This is a genomic window from Thioalkalivibrio sp. AKL6, from assembly GCF_000376905.1.
In the GTDB taxonomy this organism is placed as follows: Bacteria; Pseudomonadota; Gammaproteobacteria; order Ectothiorhodospirales; family Ectothiorhodospiraceae; genus Thioalkalivibrio; species Thioalkalivibrio versutus.
The window spans coordinates 565,156-586,489 of the sequence record NZ_AQXS01000010.1 but is presented as its reverse complement, the minus strand read 5'-3'; the positions used below and the strand labels follow the sequence as shown (position 1 = coordinate 586,489).

14 protein-coding genes and 1 pseudogene are annotated in these 21,334 nt (G+C 68.7%); 10 read left to right on the top strand and 5 right to left on the bottom strand.

Features of this window, described 5'->3' with window-relative positions; all coding sequences use genetic code 11:
• The 3 genes and pseudogenes from D575_RS0110680 to D575_RS0110670 form a co-directional block, all read left to right on the top strand.
• Positions 1–266 (top strand): sugar transferase (locus D575_RS0110680; RefSeq protein ID WP_018145906.1); only part of this gene is annotated, 266 nt, incomplete at its 5' end.
• A 304-nt stretch (positions 267–570) separates the two neighbouring features.
• A pseudogene (locus tag D575_RS14685) lies at positions 571–900 on the top strand (type II toxin-antitoxin system RelE/ParE family toxin).
• Positions 900–1,181: a helix-turn-helix domain-containing protein gene (locus tag D575_RS0110670; protein ID WP_017926249.1), complete on the top strand. Its 282-nt coding sequence runs from the start codon at positions 900–902 to the stop codon at positions 1,179–1,181. The pseudogene D575_RS14685 and the gene D575_RS0110670 overlap by 1 nt, the downstream one beginning before the upstream one ends.
• 552 nt (positions 1,182–1,733) lie before the next feature.
• Here the strand turns inward: D575_RS0110670 and D575_RS0110665 are convergent.
• Together D575_RS0110665 and D575_RS0110660 are read right to left on the bottom strand one after the other, a co-directional pair.
• Complete coding sequence (locus D575_RS0110665; protein WP_018145905.1) at positions 1,734–2,048, bottom strand: CcdB family protein; 315 nt, start codon at positions 2,046–2,048, stop codon at positions 1,734–1,736.
• Entirely contained in the window at positions 2,048–2,296 is a 249-nt protein-coding gene (locus D575_RS0110660; RefSeq protein ID WP_018145904.1) for a type II toxin-antitoxin system CcdA family antitoxin, read from the bottom strand. The genes D575_RS0110665 and D575_RS0110660 overlap by 1 nt, the downstream gene beginning before the upstream one ends.
• A 662-nt stretch (positions 2,297–2,958) precedes the next feature.
• Here D575_RS0110660 and D575_RS0110655 point away from each other — a divergent pair.
• Entirely contained in the window at positions 2,959–3,384 is a 426-nt protein-coding gene (locus tag D575_RS0110655) for a restriction endonuclease (protein WP_018145903.1), read from the top strand.
• Between the two features lie 1,920 nt (positions 3,385–5,304).
• Here the strand turns inward: D575_RS0110655 and D575_RS0110645 are convergent.
• Positions 5,305–5,511 carry a hypothetical protein gene (locus tag D575_RS0110645; protein ID WP_018145901.1) on the bottom strand — a complete coding sequence of 69 codons (207 nt, stop codon included), beginning with the start codon at positions 5,509–5,511 and terminating at the stop codon, positions 5,305–5,307.
• A gap of 54 nt (positions 5,512–5,565) precedes the next feature.
• Positions 5,566–5,790, bottom strand: a complete 225-nt coding sequence (locus tag D575_RS0110640; protein ID WP_018145900.1) for a hypothetical protein — start codon at positions 5,788–5,790, stop codon at positions 5,566–5,568.
• Positions 5,791–5,998: 208 nt separating this feature from the next.
• Here D575_RS0110640 and D575_RS0110635 point away from each other — a divergent pair, with 208 nt between their 5' ends.
• The 5 genes from D575_RS0110635 to recD all read left to right on the top strand — a co-directional run bounded on the left by D575_RS0110635 (position 5,999) and on the right by recD (position 19,603).
• Complete coding sequence (locus D575_RS0110635) at positions 5,999–6,496, top strand: DUF302 domain-containing protein (RefSeq protein WP_018145899.1); 498 nt, start codon at positions 5,999–6,001, stop codon at positions 6,494–6,496.
• Between the two features lie 309 nt (positions 6,497–6,805).
• Entirely contained in the window at positions 6,806–10,126 is a 3,321-nt protein-coding gene (locus D575_RS0110630; RefSeq protein WP_026182126.1) for a bifunctional diguanylate cyclase/phosphodiesterase, read from the top strand.
• Between the two features lie 182 nt (positions 10,127–10,308).
• The gene (gene recC / locus D575_RS0110625) at positions 10,309–13,806 is read left to right on the top strand and encodes an exodeoxyribonuclease V subunit gamma (protein WP_038032222.1); all 3,498 of its coding nucleotides are present in this window, start codon (positions 10,309–10,311) and stop codon (positions 13,804–13,806) included.
• The gene (gene recB / locus D575_RS0110620) at positions 13,803–17,495 is read left to right on the top strand and encodes an exodeoxyribonuclease V subunit beta (RefSeq protein ID WP_018145896.1); all 3,693 of its coding nucleotides are present in this window, start codon (positions 13,803–13,805) and stop codon (positions 17,493–17,495) included. Before recC ends, recB begins: the two co-directional genes overlap by 4 nt.
• Positions 17,492–19,603 (top strand): exodeoxyribonuclease V subunit alpha, encoded by a 2,112-nt coding sequence (recD, locus tag D575_RS0110615; protein WP_018145895.1) that lies wholly within the window; start codon positions 17,492–17,494, stop codon positions 19,601–19,603. The genes recB and recD overlap by 4 nt, the downstream gene beginning before the upstream one ends.
• 258 nt (positions 19,604–19,861) lie before the next feature.
• Here the strand turns inward: recD and D575_RS0110610 are convergent, their stop codons facing one another.
• The gene (locus D575_RS0110610) at positions 19,862–20,509 is read right to left on the bottom strand and encodes an ERCC4 domain-containing protein (protein WP_018145894.1); all 648 of its coding nucleotides are present in this window, start codon (positions 20,507–20,509) and stop codon (positions 19,862–19,864) included.
• 206 nt (positions 20,510–20,715) lie between these two features.
• Between D575_RS0110610 and D575_RS0110605 the strand changes: the two genes are divergently transcribed.
• Positions 20,716–21,087 (top strand): hypothetical protein, encoded by a 372-nt coding sequence (locus tag D575_RS0110605; RefSeq protein WP_018145893.1) that lies wholly within the window; start codon positions 20,716–20,718, stop codon positions 21,085–21,087.
• Positions 21,088–21,334 lie beyond the last annotated feature (247 nt).

Sequence of the window (21,334 nt, the reverse complement as noted above, 5' to 3'; positions counted from 1 at the left end):
TGAAGGGCGAGATGAGCCTGGTGGGGCCGCGGCCGGGGCTGTTCAACCAGGAAGAGCTGCTGCAGGAGAGGGCGGCGCGCGGCGTGCTGGATGCGCGGCCGGGGATTACCGGGCTGGCACAGATTCGCGGGATCGATATGTCCACGCCGCGCGAGCTGGCCGAGGTGGACCGGCAGATGCTGGATGCCCTGACGGTCCGGGCGTACTTCCGGTATCTGGTGCTGACGGTGCTGGGGCGCGGATCGGGGGACCGGGTTCGGCCGTAGTTCGGTTTGCGGGTTTCCGCACTACCTCACAGCCAGGTCCCATGCGTCGTCATCCCGGAAACCGCGTGGCGGTTATCCGGGATCTCTGGCGTGGGTGGTTGTACTGGCGTTTGGTGTTGGTCCGGCGTGGGAGATCCCGGCTCTTCGCTGCGCTACGGCCGGGATGACGAGGTGGGGTGGTGCTGCGGCCGGGATGACGTTGTAGTGGTGGCGCTACGGCCGGGATGGCGGGGTCGGGGGCGCTGCGGCTTGAGTGGCTTCGGGGGCGGTATTACGCCATGGATGGCGAAGGAAGATAGCAAAAATGCGATATACTCCATGGAAGGTGCGTGTCGTGCCACTCGCCGAGAAGGAGATTAGGGCGCTGCCGCCGGATCTCCAGGCTCGCTATCTGCGGCTGGTGGATGTGATTCAGGACCACGGCCCGGGGGTGTTAGGTATGCCCCATGCGCGGCAGGTGGAGGGCAAGATCTGAGAGTTGCGGCTGAAGGGGCGTGACGGGATTGCTCGAGCCCTTTATGTCTGCGCAGCTTCACGCGAGGTGGTTGTTCTGCATGCCTTCGTGAAGAAAAGCCAGAAGACCCCGCGTCGGGCGATTGATACGGCCAGGAAGCGGTGGGAGGAGTATCTGTGATGAAGACCCATGAGGAACTGAAAGCCGAGCTGCTGGAAGACTCGGAGGTACGCCGCGAGTATGAGCAGCTGGGGCCGGAGTTCGAGTTCATCGAGGCGCTGCTCGACGCGCGCGCCAGGGCGGGCCTCAGCCAGGCAGAAGTCGCCCGACGCATGGGGACCACGCAGTCGGTGGTGGCGCGGCTGGAGGGTGGCCGGTCGGCCCCTACCTGGAAGACCCTTTGCCGGTATGCGGAGGCCACGGGGCGTCGGCTCCGGCTGCATCTGGAGGATCGGGCCTGACCTCCTGAAGGTTCGGGCCACCAGTATTGTGGGAGGCCAGCCCTCTGGCCGATCCGGCATTGGCCGAGCCCCTCAAACCGGGCGCGGCGTCCTTTGCTGTCTAGCAGCCGCATCACGTCCCTCTCTTCGGCTTCCGGCACCGTCGAAAAGCCATATATCCATCCTTCGTCATCCTGGAAAACGCGTTGCGGTTATCCGGGGTCTCTGGCGTAGGTGATTGAACTGGCGTTTGGTGTTGGTCCGGCGTGGGAGATCCTGGCTCTTCGCTGCGCTACGGGCGGGATGACGGTGTGGGGTGGTGCTGTGGCCGGGATGACGGGGTGGTGGTGCGGCCGGGGTGACGGGATGGGGGCGCTGCGGTCGGGATGACGGAAGGTTTGGTCAATATCGAGGCCATGAGGTTCTGGTTCCGGCTGCTTTTGCAGGATCGGCTCTGAGCGAATACAGGGATGCGGAGACGTGCGGGCCTCTCGTGGGAAGGAAACGGACACAGGTGGATTGTATCCTTGAAGAGGCGGGCACAGAACGCGATGGGCGGCGCGTGGGCCTCGATCAGATGCCCGTAAACAGGAAGTCGCAGGCGGCCATGATGGTGTCTCGTTCGCCGCCGAGGGAGAGGACTTCTTCGCCTAACGTGGTCCGGGAGACCCCGGCAAGCTCGGCGGTGGACAATACCACCCGGTGACCTTCGATAGTGAAGGCGGGGTTGAGGATGTGGGCGGGGAGGCCAAATGACTCCGCGTGTATCAGCGGGGCCACGACCACGGTGCTGATCTCCGCGAGCAGGTCGTTCTGGAGTACCAGCAGGTACGGTACCCAGGATGCGGTATCGGCGGATGGGTTGCGGTGGACCGAGAACTGGGCCATCAGAACCGGCGAGCGCGGTCACCGAAGCTGCCACGCTCGGCAACACGCTGGTTGTATCCGGCCAGGGCCTGGCGGTTCTCGGCGATCCAGGCATCGCGGCGTGCTTCTCGCACGGCCTGGACTAACTGCTGCTCGAAAAGGGCCGAGAGGTTGATGCCCAGTTCACGCGCCTGAGCCAGAAGGTCGGAATTGACGGTGAGGTTGGTGGCCTTGCGCGGGGCGTCGGTGTTGTAGGGCATGAGGTTCATGGTGGCTCCCGGTCTGTTCATATGCGGTGCGCATAGAATGTGCGCATTCATCATGTGGGTCAATTACGGTCATTTGAGAGATGGTGATGCGTTCGGGGTTTCGGTTGTAGCGGTTGTCCTGGGTCTCAGGTGTAGATGGTGGCACCGGCGTTTGGTGTTGGTCCGGCGTGGGAGATCCCGGCTCTTCGCTGCGCTGCGGCCGGGATGACGGGGTGGGGTGGTGCAGCGGCCAGGATGACGTCGTGGGGCCCTGCGGCCGGGGTGATTGGGGTGGCATTCGCGTCGCTGCGCGCCTCGGGATGACAGAGTGGGGTGGGCGGTCGTGGCGTTACGTTGAAAGGGTTGGTGGTTTTCGGGCTTTGGCGGGGGCTTCGCGGGCGAGCCCGCTCCCGCGGGGTTAGGCCGGTGGTGGAGGGTGGCCTTGTACAGCGCGTCGTCGCCTTGCTCTTCGCGATGACGGGGTGGTGCTGCGCCGGGCATGACCGGGTGGGGATGAGATCCTGTGGCCTGGACGGGGGAATGGGTGAGCGTTTCCGTGAGTGTGCAGCGCGCCTGCATGGGCGTCAGCGCGCGTTGGCTGCGTGGAAACTCGATTCGGGCGTGTACATTCGGCAAGGTTCCGGTAGCGTTTGGGGTGTGGGCACTCCGGGAGGGCGATCAAGATGGACGATTGGACTGAGCGATTGGAACAACTGGGGACTGCGGATCGCGTTCGGCTGGTGCAAGGGTTGCTGCGCGCTATGGGGTATGTCGAGGTCGCGGTGCCGGAGGAGGATGCCCGCCCGTGGCTGGAGCGGGTGATGGTGCCTGCGGCGGGTGGCGAAGACCTGCCGCGGCTGGTGGTGGGTGTGGCGCGTGATCCGTCGGCGGAAACGGATTTGGACGAGCTGGAGGCCTTTGCCAGCGGTCGGCGTGCCGGGGACCGAGGGATGTACGTGAGCCCCGGCGGGTTTTCGGCCGAGGCGCGGGAGCGTGCGGCGGACTTGTCCGTTCCGGTCATGCTGCTGGAGTCGGCGGACTTGGCCGAGCGGTTGCGCCAGCACTGGGGGGCGCTGGACCCGGATACGCAGGCGCTGTTGCAGGGCTGAGGGCGGCCCGGACCGAGGCGATCCATCGAATGCTTCGCAGAGGTGGGCTGCACCCTGGCTGCTGGGGCTGCGACGCGCGGGGGATCGCGCAGAGCGCTGAGCGCCTATCGGGGGTCGGGCCTTGTGCCGCAGGATTCAGTGTTGTTGGGCGTTCGCCGGTGGGTCTTGCCCCGGTGGCGGTTCAGGCCCTGGACAACTAGAGGGTGCCCTGGCCCCGGGATTTCGGGGGAGCTTCACCCCCACCGGAAAGCCACATTCCCATCCTTCGCGATCCCGGAAACCGCGGCGCAGGTAGCCGGCATGTCGTGCGTTGGGGGTGACTCACGCGGTGGAGATCCCGGCTCTTCGCTGCGCTACGGCCGGGATGACGGGGTCGCGCTGCGGCTGGAGTGGAGGTAGCCGCTTGAGTATGTTGCGGGGGTTCGTCCCCGGCCTGGGTCGCATGTGCTCCAGGGCCGGTGCTCGGCGCCCGTAATTCCGGGATGCGGGATCGGAGAAACGGGCAGGGCAGCCGTGTGTGGGCCCCATGAGACCCTGCGAATCCACCGTTGACAGGCGGACATGGACCGTTGGCGGGTTTTTCTGCTGCGGGGCTGGAATCCTCTACTTTATGTGCTAGTTTCTGTCGCGGGGACACGGAACGTTCCCGAAAGAGCCGCCCGGGCAAGGATGCTGGGGTGGCTCTTTCTCTTTCTGGGTGTGGTGAAGGTAGATCGGTTTTCGGGCAGGTTGGCCTGCGACTGTTGGTTCTTCGGCGGCGCTTCGAGATTGTTGGGCATTGGGTGGATCCTGCGCTGGAGATCCCGGCTCTTCGCTGCGCTTTGGCCGGGATGACGGGGGAAGGGGGGCGCTGTGGCCGGGATGGCGCGGTGGGGGCTGCGGCCGGGATGACATTGTAGTGGTGGGTATCTAACGACAATTACTCTGGCCGGCCGACGACAACTACTTTGGCCGGTTGCCACTAAGCTGGACTGCTCTTCCATGCGACCCACAAGGGGCGGGGATGTCGTGTGGGGCGCTACGGTCGCAGGCAATGGGCGGGTGCTTGGGGCGCTCGAGGAGATCGCCACGTCGCTTTGCTCCTCGCGATGACGAGGGAGGGCCGCCCCGGATTGACGGGGTGGGGATGCGGCTTCGGGATGCCAGGTTCAGGCCCGGCGCTCTGGTGGGCTGACTGCGGGGGTTCGGGTGCCGCGGTGGGGTAGCGCGGGCGGAAGAAGTGCGTTGGGTCGCGAATCACGGGCTGCGACGGGAGGCGAAATGACCGCTCAGGGGCGGAAATCGACCGCTGACGTATTTTCCTGGTGTGTGGATGGAATAATTTTGTCGCTGTGTTAATTTTTGCCGCGGGGACAAGGATGCCCCCGAAAGAGCCGCCTGGGCATGGACGCCGAGGCGGCTCTTTCTCTTTCTGGAGCTGGTGAAGAGCGAGGCTCTCTAACTGGTGATCGGAGGGTGTGGTTCGGCGGCCCGCTCTTCTGTTTCCTCGCCGGGCACGCAGGCTCCGCGCGCGCACTTTGAGGCGGGCGGACGGGCACCAAGTGGAGGGTGCGCTCGATACCTGCGGTGATGCCCGGAATGCGGACCGCGGGCGGGTCCTCAGTGCGAAGCCGGCCGTCTTTGGGTGGCCGGTGTGGATGGCTGGGGCCTTGGCGGGCGAGCATGCCTGCGCGTAATCGGCAATGCGCGGGCTCGTGACGCTTGCCGGGGTGATTGTTTGCTGTCGGGCCCCATAGGAGGGAACCCCATGTATGGGGGTGTTGTCTGGCGCGGGCGGGGGCTTCGCGGCCAGGGCCGCTCCCACAGGGTCTGATCCCACAAGGGCCGTATCCGTTGGGGCGATGCAACTATGCGGTTGCCAGACGGGAGGTGGTTCTCCGGCGAAAGGCCGCCCCACGGGGTTGTGGGGCGGCGCTTGGTTTAGTGGTCGGCGGGGGGCATGTATTCGTGGCGGATGTGGTCCGGTTGCTCGGGCAGCTGGATGCCGGCGTTTTCCAGGGCTTCGGTTAGTTCCTCGCATTCGTCGAGTTCGTCGGCGCGCTTCTTGAGCGTGGCCAGGGCGTCGGCGGCTTCCGCCTGGGGCATGGTGATGACGAGTTCCCCGTTTTCCGCTTTTTCCAGGTGCATGTGCTGCTCCTTAGTGTCTTGTGGTGAGTCGATGATGCCTTTGCGGCGGCGGGCTCAGTCCTCGATGGAGGGCTGCTTGGGGGCCTGCTCGTCGAAGGCATGCGGCGGCTGGCGGAATTCGTTTTCCAGCTCGTAGATGCCGTCTTGCAGCACGGAGCCCAGTGCCCGCGCGCCGTTGCTGATCTCGCCTTCGAGCTCGGTGATATTTTCGGCGATGTCCTTCGCGGTCTTCTTGTCGATCTTCAGGGTGACCGTTCCGTCCTTCAGTGTGGCTTCCATGTCGATCTCCTGGTTGCGATGTTGGTGACGTCGGTTGTGCCCGTGTAGAACGGGTCTGATTCGTGTTCGGTTGACCTGCATCAAGATAGCCGGGCTCGTTGGGCGCTATCCTGTATAACCGTTGCTGCCTCCAACGTACCGAAGAGGCAGCCGACCACGAGCATTCCCGCTTCCCGGGAAAGGAGAAACCATGATGCATTCAAAAGTGATGACCATGCGCCACGGCCCGCGGTTCCTCGCACTGGTGGCGATGCTGCTGGCGCTGACGTTTGTCGGTGCGGCGCAGGCCGATAACCATGGCGACCAGCAGCCGGAGATGGTGAAGGTGACGCAGAGTCCGCATTCGTTCCCGGAGACCCTGGCCGCGTTCGAGCGCGAGGCGTCCGAGGCCGGCTGGAGCATCCTGAACCGCAACAACATGGCCGGGACGCTGTCCGAGCGCGGTTTCACCATTGATCCGGTGGTGATCCTGGACGTGTGCAGCGGGCGCTACAGCGCGCAGATCCTGGAAGAGGATGCGTATCGGCCGGTTTCCGCCTTCATGCCCTGCCGGGTAAGCATCTATCAGGACAGCCAGGGGGATGTGTTCATCTCGCGGATGAATGTCCCGGACTTCCTGCCGATGATGCCGGAAGGCGTGGCCGAGGTGATGGAGAAGTCTTCCGAGGAGATCGAGGCGATTATCGAGCGGGCCATCGCCGAGTAACGCAATCCGGTACAGTCCTGTACCGCAGGCCGGGCGTCAGGCTGGAGTAGGATCTGACGTGCCCGGTGCAATGGGGCCCGCTTCGGCGGGTCCCTTGTTGTTGGGGTCGAGGGATGACGGCCCGCCGGTTCCCCTGAAATGTGCAATGAACGCTTGAATGGAGACGGGGTGCCCCCCGATGCAGATGCCGTTGGCATTGACGAGAAGCGACGCGATTAGCAGGGATTCGGCCCGATGGGGCGCCGCGCCAGCCGGAAACGGGGCGCGGCGCTTTTTTGCGTCCGCGTCGAGCGCGTGCGGGCACCGCCGATGACGACCCGGCGTCAGGTGTCGCGGCGCTTTGCGGCCGGGTGGATCGCGGGTGCCTATGTCGTGCTGGGGCTGTTGTGGATTGCCCTGTCCGATGTGGCGCTGGCCTGGTGGGCGGGGGCGGACATCACGACTGCCCTGACACGGGTAAACCTGGGCAAGGGCTTTGGGTTCGTGCTGGTCTCCGGGGCGCTGCTTTATCTGGCGATGCGCTGGTTGCCGGCCTGGCGCGACGAGGCGCCGGGTACGGGGGCGCGCGAGGAGCTGGCGCGTTTCGGCTCCTGGCCCTGGCTGGTGCTGGCCGTGGCCGTGATCGCCTCCACCGCAGGGGTAGGGCTGGGCGCGTGGCATTTGCAGGGGGCTGCCGCCGAATCGCAGGCGCATGAGGATCTGCAACGCGCGGCTTTTTTGAAGGGCGGCGTGATCGACCAATGGCTGGCGGAGCGCACCGGCGACGCGATGGTTTTGGGCGAGGCGCGGGGCTTCAACCTGTTCGCGGTCACGGCCCTGGAGCGGCGTTCGACGCTGGCGCTGGAGCAGGTGCTCGATCGCCTGGAGCTGATGCGCACGGCTTATGATTACGACAGCGTGGCCCTGCTGGATGCGGATCGTCAGCCGGTGATCGAACTGGGCCGCAGTGCCCTCGACGAGGCCGCGATGGACGCGGTGCTGCGCGAGGTGCGTCGCAGTGGCGAGACCAGTGAGCCGATCCTGCACGCGGACCCGGACCGGCGCCCGCGGATCAGCTGGGCGGTGCCGGTGCGCGACCGGGCGGCGCCGCAGGATCCGGTGGTGGGACTGGTGCTGCTGTCATCGACGCTCGAGAACCTGCATCCGTTGCTGACCCTGACCGCGAACCGTAACGGCATAGATGCCCAGGCGCATATCGTGGTGCGCGAGGGTGACCAACGCGCCATGATTGCCCGGATCACCGAGTCCGGGGGCCTGATTATCCCGGCGCCTGCGGCCTTCCCCCGGCTACGCGAACGGGTCCTGGATCATCCCCGTGCCGAGGTTGTGATCGAGCGCTTTGAGGACGCGCCCAGCCCGTTCCTTGCCGGTATACAGGGGCTGGAACCCGCGGGTTGGGACCTGGTGCTGAAGCGCGATCTCGACGCGCTTCAGGCGCTGCCACGGCAGCAGGGGGCGTGGGCGGCCGGGGCCACGCTGTTCGTCTGGCTGGTCGTGCTCGGGGCGGGGGCGTTGCTGTGGCGTCAGCAGTGGTTGCGGCGCAACCTGGTCCTGGTGCGGGCTCACGCCGATCAAGATCGGCTGCTCGGGATCTTTTTCGATATGCCGTTTGTCGGCATGGCGATTTCCGGGCCGCGGGGTCAGGGCTGGGAGCGCGTGAATGCGTGCCTGGCCGACATGCTGGGTTATGCGCCGGACGAGCTGGCGGCGATGGACTGGGACCGCCTGGCCATACCCGAGGATCGTGGCTGCGAGGCGGTGCTGGACGCCGAGATGCGCCGCGGCGACCGTCCGGGCTATAGCGTGGTGAAGCGCCTGCTGCGCCGTGACGGGCGGGTGATGGTCGCGGATATCGACGTGAAGTGCAGCCGCACGCCGCAGGGCGAGCTGGACCGGGTGGTGGCGACGGTCGGGGACATCACCGAACAGCGCGAACAGGAAGAGCGGCAGCGCCTGGCCTCGGTGGTGTTCGAGAACACCCGAGAAGGGGTGGTGATTACGGATGCCAGCGCCCATATCCTGTCGGTGAACCGGGCCTTTACCCAGCTGATGGGATACACCCAGGACGAGGTGGTGGGGCACACGCCGAAGATGTTCCAGTCCGGGCGCCACGATCAGGCGTTCTACACCAACATGTATCACGAGCTGCAGGTGAACGGTCACTGGCAGGGCGAGATCTGGAACCGGCGCAAGAACGGCGAGATCTTCCCGGAGTTGCAGAGCATTACCGCGGTGCGCAACGAGCAGGGCCACCTTACACATTACGTGTCGGTGTTCGCGGATATCTCGCGGATCAAGGCGTCGGAGGCGGAGCTCGACTTCCTCGCGCATCACGATCCGCTGACCGAGCTGCCGAATCGCCGCTTGCTGCGCGCACGCCTGACGCACGGCATCTCGTTGATGCGTCGCCGCCAGGGGCATCTGGCGCTACTGTTCGTGGATATCGACCGCTTCAAGGACATCAACGACAGCCAGGGCCACGCCGCGGGCGACCGCTTGCTGAAGATCGTCGGTGAGCGCCTGCAGGTGGGGCGGCGCGGGACCGATACCGTTGCCCGCCTGGCGAGCGACGAGTTCGCGGTGCTGGTGGAGAACCTGGGGCATGTGGACGATGCCGCGCTGGTGGCGGAGAACATCATCCGCGAGGTGGGCTACCCCTGTGATCTCGGCAACGGCGTGGAGATGGAGATTGCCGCGACGGTTGGCATCGCGGTCTTCCCCGACCATGGGGTGGATGCCGACACCCTGCTGCAGCAGGCGAGTACCGCGCTGTCACAGGCCAAGATGGACGGGCGCGGCAGCTATCGGTATTACTCCGACGAGTTCACCCGTGCGGCACGCGAGCGCATTGACCTGTCGGCGCGCCTGCGCCGCGCCATCGAGGCGGATGCGCTGGAGGTCCACTACCAGCCGCAGTACAACGTCGAGGACGGGCGTCTGCTGGGGGCGGAGGCGCTGTTGCGCTGGACCGATCCCGAGCTGGGTCCGATCTCGCCGGGGCGCTTTATCCCGCTGGCCGAGCAGACGGGCCTGATCGTGGAGCTGGGGGGCTGGGTGCTGCGCCGGGTGATCGAACAGGGCCATCGCTGGCGCGCGGCGGGCTATCCGCCGATCCGCCTGGCGGTGAATGTCTCGGCGCTGCAGTTCCAGCGGGTGCCGATCGACCAGCAGGTGGGCCAGTTGCTGGAGGACTTCGAGTTCCCGGCGGATCAACTGGAACTGGAGATCACCGAGTCCGCGCTGATGGCGGACCCGAGCCGGGCCCGGCGCATCCTGCAGCGCCTGCGCGAGCGCGGGGTGCACTTTGCGATCGACGACTTCGGCACCGGGTACTCCTCCATGGCGCAGCTCAAGCGTTTCCCGGTGGATACGCTCAAGATCGACAAGAGCTTCGTCGACGGCCTGGCCGAGGACGATGCGGCCGGCAGCGCGGACGATCGCTCCATTGCCCGCTCCATCGTTGGCCTGGGCCATGGCCTTGGGCTGACCGTGCTGGCGGAAGGCGTGGAGACCGCCGAGCAGCTCGCGGTTCTGCGCGAGCTGGGCTGTGACCACTATCAGGGGTTCTACGCCAGCCGCCCGGTGCCGGCGCTCGAGTTCGAGGCCTTGCTGGCTGCGCCTCGGGCCTGAAGCCTGTTGCCTTGAGGATAGCCCGGATTTCACGCCGTAACGGTGAATACCGCGACGGGGATCGTCGCCTGGGGATGGTAGGGTAGGCGCATCTGGACCACGCGGGCCTTGAGGCCATGCGTGGCATTTCCCGAACGGATTAAGGAGCCGGGTTGGTGGAGTCGCGCGAGTTGCAGCCAGGGATGGTGGTGCTGCATGGCAATCACTTGGAGTCGCTGCGCACGCTGGCGGTGGAGTGGATGCGCCGCGCGCCGCTGGCACCGCTGGAGAACGAGACCATCCTGGTGCAGAGCAACGGCATGGCGCAGTGGCTGCGGCATGCCCTGGCCGCGCCGCCGGATGCCGATCCGCCGGGCTGCGGGATCGCGGCGGCGCTGGACATGCAGTTGCCGTCGCGCTTCGTGTGGTCCGCCTATCGTGCGGTCCTGGGGGCCGAGGCCGTGCCGCTGGAATCCCCGTACGCCAAGCGGCCGCTGACCTGGCGCCTGATGCGCCTGCTGCCGGAGTGCCTGGCGCAGGAGGCCTTTGCACCGCTGCGCCAGTTCCTGCAGGACGACGATCCGGGGCAGGGGGGCGACCTGCGCAAGCGTTTCCAGCTGGCCGAGCGCCTGGCGGACCTGTTCGATCAGTACCAGGTGTACCGCGCTGACTGGCTGACCGACTGGGCGGCCGGACGCGACATCCTGCGCGACGCCCGCGGCCAGGAGCGCGAGCTGGCGCCCGGGCAGCGCTGGCAGGCCGAACTGTGGCGCCTGCTGCAGGCGGATATCGGCGCGGCCCGCGAGGCGGTCAGTCGCTCGGCCGTGCATGCCCGCTACATGGAGACGGTGCGCGCGCTGGAGCAGCGCCCGGCGGGCCTGCCCCGGCGGATCATCGTGTTCGGCATCTCTTCGCTGCCGGGGCAGATCCTGGAGGCGCTGGAGGGCCTGGCGCGCTTCTGCCAGGTGCTGGTCTGCGTGCACAACCCCTGCGAGTACTACTGGGCCGACATCGTGGCCGACAAGGACCTGCTGCGCGCCACGCGCCGGCGCCAGGCGCGCAAGGCGGGCATGCCCGAGGCCCTCGACGAGGCGGAGCTGCACAACCACGCCCACCCGCTGCTGGCGGCCTGGGGCAAGCAGGGACGCGACTACATCGGGCTGCTTGACGAACACGACGACCCCGAGCACTACGGCCGGGTGCTGCGGACGCTGGACTGGGAGCGTGTCGACGTCTTCGAGCCGCACGGTACGCGCGGGCCGGAGGACTGCGTGCTGCACCAGCTGCAGGAGGACATCCGCGAGCTGCGCCCACTCGCGGAGACACGGGCGGCCTGGCCCGCGGTCCCGGCGGAGGACCGTTCCGTCCAGTTCCACGTGGCGCACAGCCCGCTGCGCGAGGTAGAGCTGCTGCACGACCGGCTGCTGGATCACTTCGAGCGCGACTCGTCGCTGCGCCCGCGCGACGTGATCGTGATGGTGCCGGACATCGATCAGTACGCGCCGCATATCGAGGCGGTGTTCGGCCAGCCGGAGACCGATGATCCGCGTTTTATCCCGTATACGCTGTCGGACCAGGGGCCGCGCGGGCGCGATCCGGTGCTGATCGCGCTGGAGCAGCTGCTGTCGCTGCCGGAGAGCCGGATGGGCGTCAGCGAGCTGCTGGACCTGCTGGACGTGCCGGCGGTGCGCCGGCGCTTCGGCATCGCGGAGGAGGACCTGGGCCAGCTGCACCGCTGGGCCGAGGGGTCGGGCGTGCGCTGGGGGCTGGATGCCGCACAGCGCGCCGGGCTGGGCCTGCCCGAAGGGCTGGAGCAGAACACCTGGCGCTTCGGCCTGCGGCGGATGCTGCTGGGCTACGCCCTGGGCGACCAGGGTCCGTGGCAGGGTCTGGAGCCCTACGACGAGATCGGCGGGCTGAGTGCCGCGCTGCTGGGGCCGATGGACGCCCTGATCACCGCCCTGGAGGAGGCGTGGGCGTGGCTGCGCCAGGCGCATGCGCCGGCAGACTGGGCCGTGCATCTGGGCGGGCTGCTGGAGCAGTTCTTCGCGGCCGAGACCGATGCCGAGCTGTTCACCCTGGAGCAGCTGGGCGAGGCCCTGGATCAATGGCGCGACGACTGCGCGGCGGCCGGACTGGAAGAGGCGCTGCCGCTGGCGGTGGTGCGCGAGCAGTGGCTGGGGAGCCAGGACGATTCCGGGGTTGGTCAGCGCTTCCTGGCCGGGCAGGTGAACTTCTGCACCCTGATGCCGATGCGCGCGATCCCGTTCCAGGTGGTCTGCCTGCTGGGGATGAACGATGGCGACTATCCGCGCAGCCCGACCCCGGTGGACTTCGACCTGATGGCGAACGACTACCGCCCGGGCGATCGCTCGCGCCGCGAGGACGACCGCTACCTGTTCCTGGAGGCGCTGCTCTCCGCGCGGCGCCAGCTGCATGTGAGCTGGGTAGGGCGGCACGTGCGCGACAACGAGCCGCGCCCGCCGTCGGTGCTGGTGGGCCAGCTGCGTGATCACCTGGCGGCGGGCTGGGGGCTGGCCGGGTCCGACGGGCCGGAGTCCGGCCCGGCCCTGGTGGACCACCTGACCACCTGGCACCCGCTGCAGCCGTTCTCGCCGGTGAACTTCCCGGTGGCGGACGCCGCCGACGCTCGGCACTTTACCTACGCGCGGGAGTGGGAGGCGGTGCATGACGTGGCGCCGGCCCCTGCGGCGGATGCCGATGGCGCCCCCGCGGCCGTGCCGCTGCTGGAGGCCGAGCGCGAGCCGCGCGCCCTGGAGCCGGAGGCACTGACGCGCTTTCTGCGCTTCCCGGTGGAGGCGTTCTTCCGCCATCGTCTGGGGGTGTTTTTCGACGAGGAGGAAGAGGCCGGCGACGACCTGGAACCCTTTGGCCTGGCCGGGCTGGAGCAGTGGCAGGTGCGTCAGCAACTGGTCGCAGCGGCACTCGAGACCACCGACGACGCGGAGGCCTGGCCGAGCATCCTGGAGGCGGAGTCGGCCCGGCTGCAGCGCGCGGGCCGACTGCCGCTGGGGGCGGCAGGCGAGCTGGAGCGCGGCGCGATGGTGGAGGAGGCCGCGCGGCTGCTGGAGCGGATCGGCGAGCGCTATGCGCTGTACCCCGAGTCGTTGCCGGCCGCGCGGCCCCTGCGTCTGGAACACGAGCACTGGGGCCTGGAGGCCGTGCCACCCGCCCTGCGCAGCGACGGGCAGGCGCGGGTATGTCTCGACTACACCGCGAGCCGCATCGGCGACGGCAAGAAGTGGCGCTTCGACAAGCTGATGGCGCCCTGGGTGATGCATCTGCTGGCCAACGCCGGGGCGGGCGGCGTGGGCTCCGAACTGGTTGGACTGGACAAGCGGCTGGAGCTCCCGGGGCTGGAGCCGGGGCTGGCCGAGGAGTTGCTGGGCACGCTGCTTGAGGCCTGGGCGGCCGGCCAGGAGCGGCCGCTGCCGCTGGCCTGCGCCGCCGCCTTTGCCTGGCTCGCGGCGGAGGAGGGATCGAAGGATCCGTATGACGAGGCGCTGAAGACCCTGGCCGGGAATGACTTCGCCGCCGGCGAATGGTCGCGCAGCCCGGCGCTGGCGCGTGCCTGGCCCGACCCCGAGACCCTGCTGGACGACCCGGACTTTGCCTTCTGGCGCGACCGGATCTACCGGCCGGTGTTTTTCGTGGTGAATCAGGCGGAGGACCCCGCATGAGCGCGACCGCCCACAAGCTGGATTTGCTGGGGCTGCCCCTGCACGGCAGCCGCCTGATCGAGGCGAGTGCCGGCACCGGCAAGACCTACACCATCGCCGCGCTGTATCTGCGCCTGGTGCTGGGGCACGGCGAGCTGCCCGAGGGCACCGTCGCGCTGACGCCCCCGCAGATCCTGGTGATGACCTTCACCGAGGCCGCGACCCAGGAGTTGCGCGAGCGCATCCGCGATGCGCTGGCGATTGCCGCGCGCGTGTTTCGCGCGGAGGACCCGGATGCGGTGCCGGGCGTGCAGGACATCCACAAGCAGTTGCGCCGCGAATACACGGAGGCGGAGCGTCCGGGCGCCGCGCGCCGGCTGGAGCTGGCGGCGGAGTGGATGGACGAGGCCGCGGTCTCCACCATTCATGGCTGGTGCTACCGCATGCTGCGCGAGCATGCCTTCGACAGCGGGAGCCTGTTCACCCAGGACCTGGCGAGCGACCAGCAGGAGTTGCTGGCGGACGCGGCGCGCGACTACTGGCGCCGTTTTGTCTATCCGCAACCGGCGGCGCCACTCGCGCTGCTGCGCAACGCCTTCGGTGCTGATCCCGACACGTTGCTGCAGAAGATCCGGCCGCTGGTCGGGCATCTCCCGGCCCACACGGCGGATGTGGAGCTGGAGACGCCGGAAGGCTTGGCAGCTGCATTGGGCGATCGGCTGGCGCGGCTGGAGGCCATGAAGCGGTCCTGGCGCGAGGACTTTGCGGCGGTGGCCGAGCAGTTCGAGACGCTGCGCAACTCGGTGCTGAACAAGCAGAAGTACAGCAACCCGGAGAAGTTGCTGGGGGCGATGCGCGACTGGGCGGCGGACCCCGGCGCACTGCGGCCAGGCGGGGTCTCCGGCGACTCGCCCCTGGAGCGTTTCAGCGCGGCCGGGATGCAGGCCCGGCTGAAGGCCGGGCAGGCGCTGCCGGACGATCTGCATCCGGCCTTCGCGGCGCTGGACGATCATGCCGAGGTCTGTGTGGACGACCGCGAGCGCCTGTTGCAGGCGGCCGCGCGGCAGGTGGACGCGCGGTTTCGCCAGGCACAGCGTCAACGCGCGCAGATGGGTTTCAACGACCTGCTGACCCGGCTGCGCGACGCCCTGGATGGACCCGGCGGCGAACACCTGGCAGCGACCCTGCGCGCCCAGTTCCCGGTGGCGCTGGTCGACGAGTTCCAGGATACCGATCCGGTGCAGTATCGGATCTTCCACCGCGTCTACCGCATCGACGAGAACCCGCGCGATCTGGGCGTGCTGCTGATCGGCGACCCCAAGCAGTCGATCTATCGCTTTCGCGGGGCGGATATCCATACCTATCTCGCCGCGCGCGCGGCCACCGCCGGGCGGCACTACACGCTGGAGCGAAACTTCCGGTCGACCGATGCCCTGGTGGCCGGCGTGAACCGGCTGTTCCAGCATGCCGAGGGCTGGCAGGACGGAGCCTTCCTGTTCCGCTCGGGAACGGAGAACCCCTTGCCGTTTCTGCCGGTGGACGCGAACGGTCGCCCGGAGGTCTTCGAGAACGATGGACAGGCGATGCCGGCCGTCACGCTGTGGTGCTTTGATCCGGGCGAGCCGGTGCCCAAGGGCGCCTATCGCGAGCGCATGGCGCAGGCTTGCGCCAGCTACATGGTGGAACTGCTCAACGGCGGGGTGGCCGGTCGCTGTGGCTTCCGCAAAGGTGAGGAATTGACCGGGGTACGGCCACGCGACATGGCGGTGCTGGTGCGCGGGCGTGGCGAGGCGGATGCGATCCGTGCCGAGCTGCGCCGGCGGGGTGTGCGCAGTGTGTACCTGTCCGATCGCGAGTCGGTGTATGCCACCGCCGAGGCGGGAGACCTGCTGCGCTGGTTGCGCGCCTGCGCCGAGCCGACCAGTGAACGGCTGCTGCGCGCGGCGCTGGCGACCGCGACGCTGGGGCAGTCGCTGGCCGAACTGCATCGGCTGACGCTGGACGAGCTGGCGTGGGAGGTCCGCGTCGAGCAGTTCCGCGACTATCGGCGGCTGTGGCAGTCGCGCGGGGTGCTGCCGATGCTGCGCCGCCTGCTGCACGACTTCGAGGTCCCGCGCCGGCTGCGGGCCACGGCCGAGGGCGAGCGTGCCCTGACCAATCTGCTGCATCTGAGCGAGCTGTTGCAGCAGGCGGCCGCCGAGCTGGATGGCGAGCAGGCGCTGATCCGGCACCTGACAGAACATCGCGGCGGCGAAGGCGAGACCGGGGAGGAGCAGGTCCTGCGTCTGGAGAGCGACGAGGACCTGGTCAAGGTGGTTACGCTGCACAAGTCCAAGGGGCTGGAGTATCCGCTGGTGTTCCTGCCGTTCGTCTGCAATTTCCGTCAGACGGATACGGCCAAGGATGTGCCCTACCGCGACCATCCGCCGCAGGGTGGGGCGCGCTGGGTATTCCGCATGGACGGCGAGGTGTTCGAGCGCGCCGAGCGCGAGCGCCTGGCCGAGGATCTGCGCCTGTTGTATGTCGGCATGACCCGCGCGCGGCATGCCTGCTGGCTGGGGATTGCGCCGATCGTCTCCGGAAACAGCAAGACCAATCACTTCGACCGCACCGCGGCCGGGTATCTGCTGGCCGGACCCGGAGGGGTGCAGGACGGCGGGTTGGAGGCCGCGCTGCGGGATGCAGCCGGCGACGCATCGGCGATTCATGTGGGCCCCCTGCCGGAGGCGCGCGCGGTGGCCGCGCAGATGGGCAGTGCCACGACCGCGACGGGGCCGGCCCGGGTGCCGCCGACGCGCCGCTTCGAGCGCTGGTGGGTGGCCAGCTACAGTGCGATTGCCGCGCATGACGAGGGGGTCGCGTCGGTGGCCCCCGACTCGGCGCGCGAGGACGTGCTGCGCGAGGGGGTGGCGGATGCGAGTCGGCCGCCGCTGGAGGCGCCGGAGCCCGAGTCGCGCGCGGCCAGTGGGCTGCATGCCTTCCCGCGCGGGCCCGGGCCTGGCACCTTCCTTCACGGGCTGCTGGAGTGGGCGGCGGAGCAGGGGCTCGCCGCGCAGGCGGCAGATCCCGAACGGATGGTGCGGGAGATCGCGACACGCTGCGAGCGGCGGGGCTGGAGCGAGTGGTCGGAGACGGTCGCGGACTGGATGCAGCAGTTGCTTGTGGTCGCCTTCCCGCTGGAGGACGGCGACCATTTCAGTCTGGGCGGCCTGACCACCTATCAGCCGGAGCTGGAGTTCCTGTATCCGACGCGCAACCTGCAGGCGGGCGAGCTGGATCAGGGGGTCCGCGCGCAGATCCTGCCCGGACAACCGCGCCCGCCGCTGGGGAACGTGACCCTGAACGGGATGCTGAAGGGATTCGTCGATCTGGTCTTCGAGCACGGCGGGCGCTATTACGTGGCGGACTACAAGTCCAACTGGCTGGGGACTTCGGCCCAGGCGTACACCCCGGAACGCCTGCAGGCGGCGGTGCTGGAACACCGCTACGACCTGCAGCTGGTGCTCTATACCCTGGCACTGCATCGCCAACTGGCCGCGCGCCTGCCGGGCTACGACTATGACCAGCACATGGGTGGCGGGGTGTACCTGTTCCTGCGTGGCGTGGATGCGCCGGGGCACGGGGTGTTCCACCACTGCCCGCCGCGTGCACTGATTGAATGGCTGGATCATCGCATGGCGGCCGGTCCGGACCGGGAGGCGACGGCATGAGCACGGTGATGCCCACGGGACCCCTGGCGTCGGCGGAGGCCGTGCTCGAGCTGCTGCGCGAGTGGGAGGAGGCCGGCTGGCTGCGCGGCGTCGACCGGGCGCTGGTGCGCTTCCTGCACGAGCAGGCCCCCGCGGCGTCACCGCTGGCCCTGCTGCTGGTGGCGCTGGCCAGCCATCAGGTCGGACGCGGCCATGTCTGTCTGGAACTGGACGCATTGCTGCAGGCCCCCGACGCCACGCTGGCCCTGCCGCCGGAGGGCGAGCCGGGGTCGCGGCCGCCGCCGCGGCCCTCGTCGGTACTGCAGGGGGTATCCGTTGCGCAGGTCGCGGAGGCCCTGCAGGACAGTGGCCTGGCCGGACCGGGCGAATTGGGTGGAACGCCGCTGGTGTACACCGGGGAGCAGGTCTATCTGCGCCGCTATTGGGAGAGCGAGCGCCGCATCGGCCAGGCCATCCGCGCGCGCCTGGCGGACCGCGAGGCCTGGCAAGGTGCGCTGGACGAGCAGGCGGCGCGGGACTGGCTCGATCATCTGTTCGGACCGCCGGCGGAGGCTGCCACCGATCCGGACTGGCAACGCCTGGCCTGTGCCCTGGCGGCCGGTTCCGGCTTCAGTGTGATTACCGGTGGGCCGGGGACCGGCAAGACCACCACCGTGCTGCGACTGCTCGCGTTGTTGCAGGGGTTGCAGGGTCCGGACGACCCGCTGCGCATCCGCCTGGCGGCGCCGACCGGCAAGGCGGCGGCGCGCCTGAATGCCTCGGTCAGCGGGGCGCTGGATCGCCTGGGGCTGGACCAGCTGCCCGATGGCGACGCGCTGCGCCGGAGCCTGCCGGCCGAGGTGGTGACGGTGCACCGTCTGCTCGGGGCGCGCCCGGATACCCGGCACTTCCGCCACGGGGCGCGCAACCCGCTGGCGGTGGATGTGCTGGTGGTGGACGAGGCCTCGATGATCGACCTGGAGCTGATGGCGAGCCTGGTCGAGGCCGTGCCACGCACGGCGCGCCTGATCCTGCTGGGGGATCGCGATCAGCTCGCCTCCGTGGAGGCCGGCGCGGTGCTGGGCGAACTGTGCCACCGCGCCGGGGGCGGGCACTACACGCCGCAGACCGCGCACTGGCTGGAGGCCGTGACCGGGATGGCCGTACCGGCGGCGATGCAGGATGCGGCCGGTCAGGCGCTGGACCAGCACATCGTGATGCTGCGCGAGAGTCATCGCTTCGGCGCGGACAGCGGGATCGGGCGGTTGGCCGCGGCGGTGAACACGGGCGAGGCATTGAATGGGCCGGACGGGGACGATGCCGTCCGGCAAAAGGTACTCGCTGGGCCCGAGGACCCGGCACTGGTGACGCTCGCGGTGGACGGGCGCGCGGACACGCCGGAGGGCGAGGCGGTGGGTTATGCGGGCTATCTCGAGGGCCTGCGGGCGGCGCGGCCGGCCCCGGCGGCCCCGCGCGCGGCCTGGGAGGACTGGGCGCGCGACGTGCTGGCGGCCCACGGGCGGTTCCAGCTCCTGTGCGCGGTGCGCCGCGGCCCGTGGGGGCTGGAGACGCTGAACCGGCGCGTCGCCGCGGCCTTGCAGGCGCGCGGACTGCTCGAGGGGGACGCGGGACGGATGGACGGGCCCGGGGCCGGCGGACAATGGGTCGAGGGGCGCCCGGTGATCGTCACGCGCAATGACTACGCGCTGGGGCTGATCAACGGCGATATCGGCATTGCCCTGGCCGTCCCGGCCTGGCTGGCGCGTGGCGAGCCGGAGGCGGACTCGGATGCCACCAAGGGCGAAGACTCGGTGCTGCGGGTGGCGTTCCTGGCCGCCGGGGACGGCGGGCGTGTGCGCTGGGTGCTGCCCAACCGCCTGGAGGCCATCGAGACCGCGTTTGCCCTGACGGTGCACAAGGCCCAGGGGTCGGAGTTCGAGCATGTGGCCCTGGTGCTGCCGGACGCGGACAGCCCGATCCTGACCCGCGAGCTGGCCTACACCGCCATCACCCGCGCCAGCCGCTGGTTCAGTCTGCTGGAGCCGCGCGCCGGCACGCTGGTTGCGGCCAGCCAGCGCCAGATCCGCCGTAGCGGCGGCCTGCGGCGGTGGCTGGGGAACGCGTCGTAGAGCGTCGTAGGGTGCGTTGAGCATCGCGAAACGCACCGTTCACGGGACAACACCCGCCCTCTTGATGCGATTCGCTGCGCTCATCCGCATCCTACGTCCGTTGCCCGTGTCCGGGGTTGGCAGCATTGTCGGATGCGATGAGCCCCGCGACTCGCATCACCTCGCCAATCGTCCGCTGTCCAGGTCCGGCTTTGGCGGGGGCTTCGCCTGCAACTAGGCTCCCACAGAGGGTCGTGCGGCTGGCCGCTCGGGGGGTGTTCAGGTGGTGCGGCTGCCGTAGGTGACGACGGATTCGATGCGTTGGGCGCGTTCTGCGTCGAGGCCGTCGGTCTGGGCGAGGGTGGCGGCGTCGGCGTTGACGATGTCGCGCACGCTGCCGATGTCGCGCAGGAGGTCGCGGGCCTGGTCGGCCTCGACGCCGGGCAGGCCGCTGACGATGAATTCGGCAGCCTTGCGCCGGGTGTCGGGCTTGGTCGGGCGGTCAGACGGGTCCGGCTCGATCTGTGCGTTCAGCCCCAGCAGGTAGATCAGCATGCCGCTGTTGTCGGCATCGGAGCTGGGCAGGACGCTGATCCCGAGGGCGATCGTCAGGTGGGCCAGGGCGCGGTGGATGTCCAGCGCCTGCTGGTGGAAACGCGGCTCGTAGAGGTCCCCCTCCACGATGTAGACGACCTGCTGGTAGTTGGCCTTCAGCTTGGCGGCGCTCTCCCACAGGGTCTTGTCGACGACGCTGAGCACCATGTCGGTGGCGGACTTGCGCTCGACCACGACGCCGTTCGGCAGCAGGTAGTCGCCGACGTCGAGGTCGGTGAATTCCAGCTCCACTCCCTCCAGGCGTTCGATGCGCTGAATGATCTTGCCCTGCTCGCGGCGGTCTGCGCGGATCGGCAGGTGAACGTTTTCCATGGGGGGCTCCGGTTGGTTGGCAAACTCAGGGCACTCTAGGGCGTGCCGCGGGCCGCTCCAAATGGCCGGATGGCGGGCGGGGCGGCCCGGTGCACGGGGTGGCGTGCGTGGGCGCCGCACATGGCCTACAGTCGGGGAGCGTGCCCGGCGGATGGCAACCGTGGGCATGCATGGAAACAACAAAAACAGAAAAGGATGGAGTGCATATGTCGATTCAGATTGCAGTGGTGGGACTGGGCCGGGTGGGCGGTCGCTTCCTCGAGATGTTGCTGGAGTCCGGTCTGCCGGGGATGACGATCTGCGCGGCCTCGGAGCAGGGCGAGACCGAGGGGCGCCGGCTGGCCGAGGCGAAGGGGATCCCGCTGGAGTCGGTTGCGGATCTCGTGGCGCGCGGGGATCAGGTGGACGTGATCTTCGATCTGACCGGGCAGCCGCAGGTCCGCCAGGAGCTGCGCGAGGGGATGCAGAACAGCGGGAACCGTCATACGGTGGTGGCGCCCGAGGTGATGGCGCACCTGACGTGGGCGATGCTGACGCGCGAGGCCCCGCCGGACGTGCACGGCAGTACGGGGTACTGATCGAGCGCCGCGTCGCCGGGGGTTCGATGGCGGCGCGAACGGCTGGATTCGGTCACGAAAGGCCGCCTTCGGGCGGCCTTTTTGTTGCTGGCTGGCGCGCAGGCGTTGAGAAGTGAGGCGAAACGACACGCGGAATGATTGCTTGCTGGTTCGAGCTGATGGTGGGTGCCCGTCCCCTTGATGTCATCCCGGCCGAGGGATCCCGGATCACCGCTACGCGGTGTCCGGGATGACGGGGTGGGGTTGG

Excerpts from the sequence above, each read along its gene's own strand:
- D575_RS0110670 (WP_017926249.1), top strand. The coding sequence starts at position 900 with ATGAAGACCCATGAGGAACTGAAAGCCGAGCTGCTGGAAGACTCGGAG.
- D575_RS0110665 (WP_018145905.1), bottom strand. The coding sequence starts at position 2,048 with ATGGCCCAGTTCTCGGTCCACCGCAACCCATCCGCCGATACCGCATCC.
- D575_RS0110660 (WP_018145904.1), bottom strand. The coding sequence starts at position 2,296 with ATGAACCTCATGCCCTACAACACCGACGCCCCGCGCAAGGCCACCAAC.
- D575_RS0110655 (WP_018145903.1), top strand. The coding sequence starts at position 2,959 with ATGGACGATTGGACTGAGCGATTGGAACAACTGGGGACTGCGGATCGC.
- D575_RS0110645 (WP_018145901.1), bottom strand. The coding sequence starts at position 5,511 with ATGCACCTGGAAAAAGCGGAAAACGGGGAACTCGTCATCACCATGCCC.
- D575_RS0110640 (WP_018145900.1), bottom strand. The coding sequence starts at position 5,790 with ATGGAAGCCACACTGAAGGACGGAACGGTCACCCTGAAGATCGACAAG.
- D575_RS0110635 (WP_018145899.1), top strand. The coding sequence starts at position 5,999 with ATGACCATGCGCCACGGCCCGCGGTTCCTCGCACTGGTGGCGATGCTG.
- D575_RS0110630 (WP_026182126.1), top strand. The coding sequence starts at position 6,806 with ATGACGACCCGGCGTCAGGTGTCGCGGCGCTTTGCGGCCGGGTGGATC.
- recC (WP_038032222.1), top strand. The coding sequence starts at position 10,309 with ATGGTGGTGCTGCATGGCAATCACTTGGAGTCGCTGCGCACGCTGGCG.
- recB (WP_018145896.1), top strand. The coding sequence starts at position 13,803 with ATGAGCGCGACCGCCCACAAGCTGGATTTGCTGGGGCTGCCCCTGCAC.
- recD (WP_018145895.1), top strand. The coding sequence starts at position 17,492 with ATGAGCACGGTGATGCCCACGGGACCCCTGGCGTCGGCGGAGGCCGTG.
- D575_RS0110610 (WP_018145894.1), bottom strand. The coding sequence starts at position 20,509 with ATGGAAAACGTTCACCTGCCGATCCGCGCAGACCGCCGCGAGCAGGGC.
- D575_RS0110605 (WP_018145893.1), top strand. The coding sequence starts at position 20,716 with ATGTCGATTCAGATTGCAGTGGTGGGACTGGGCCGGGTGGGCGGTCGC.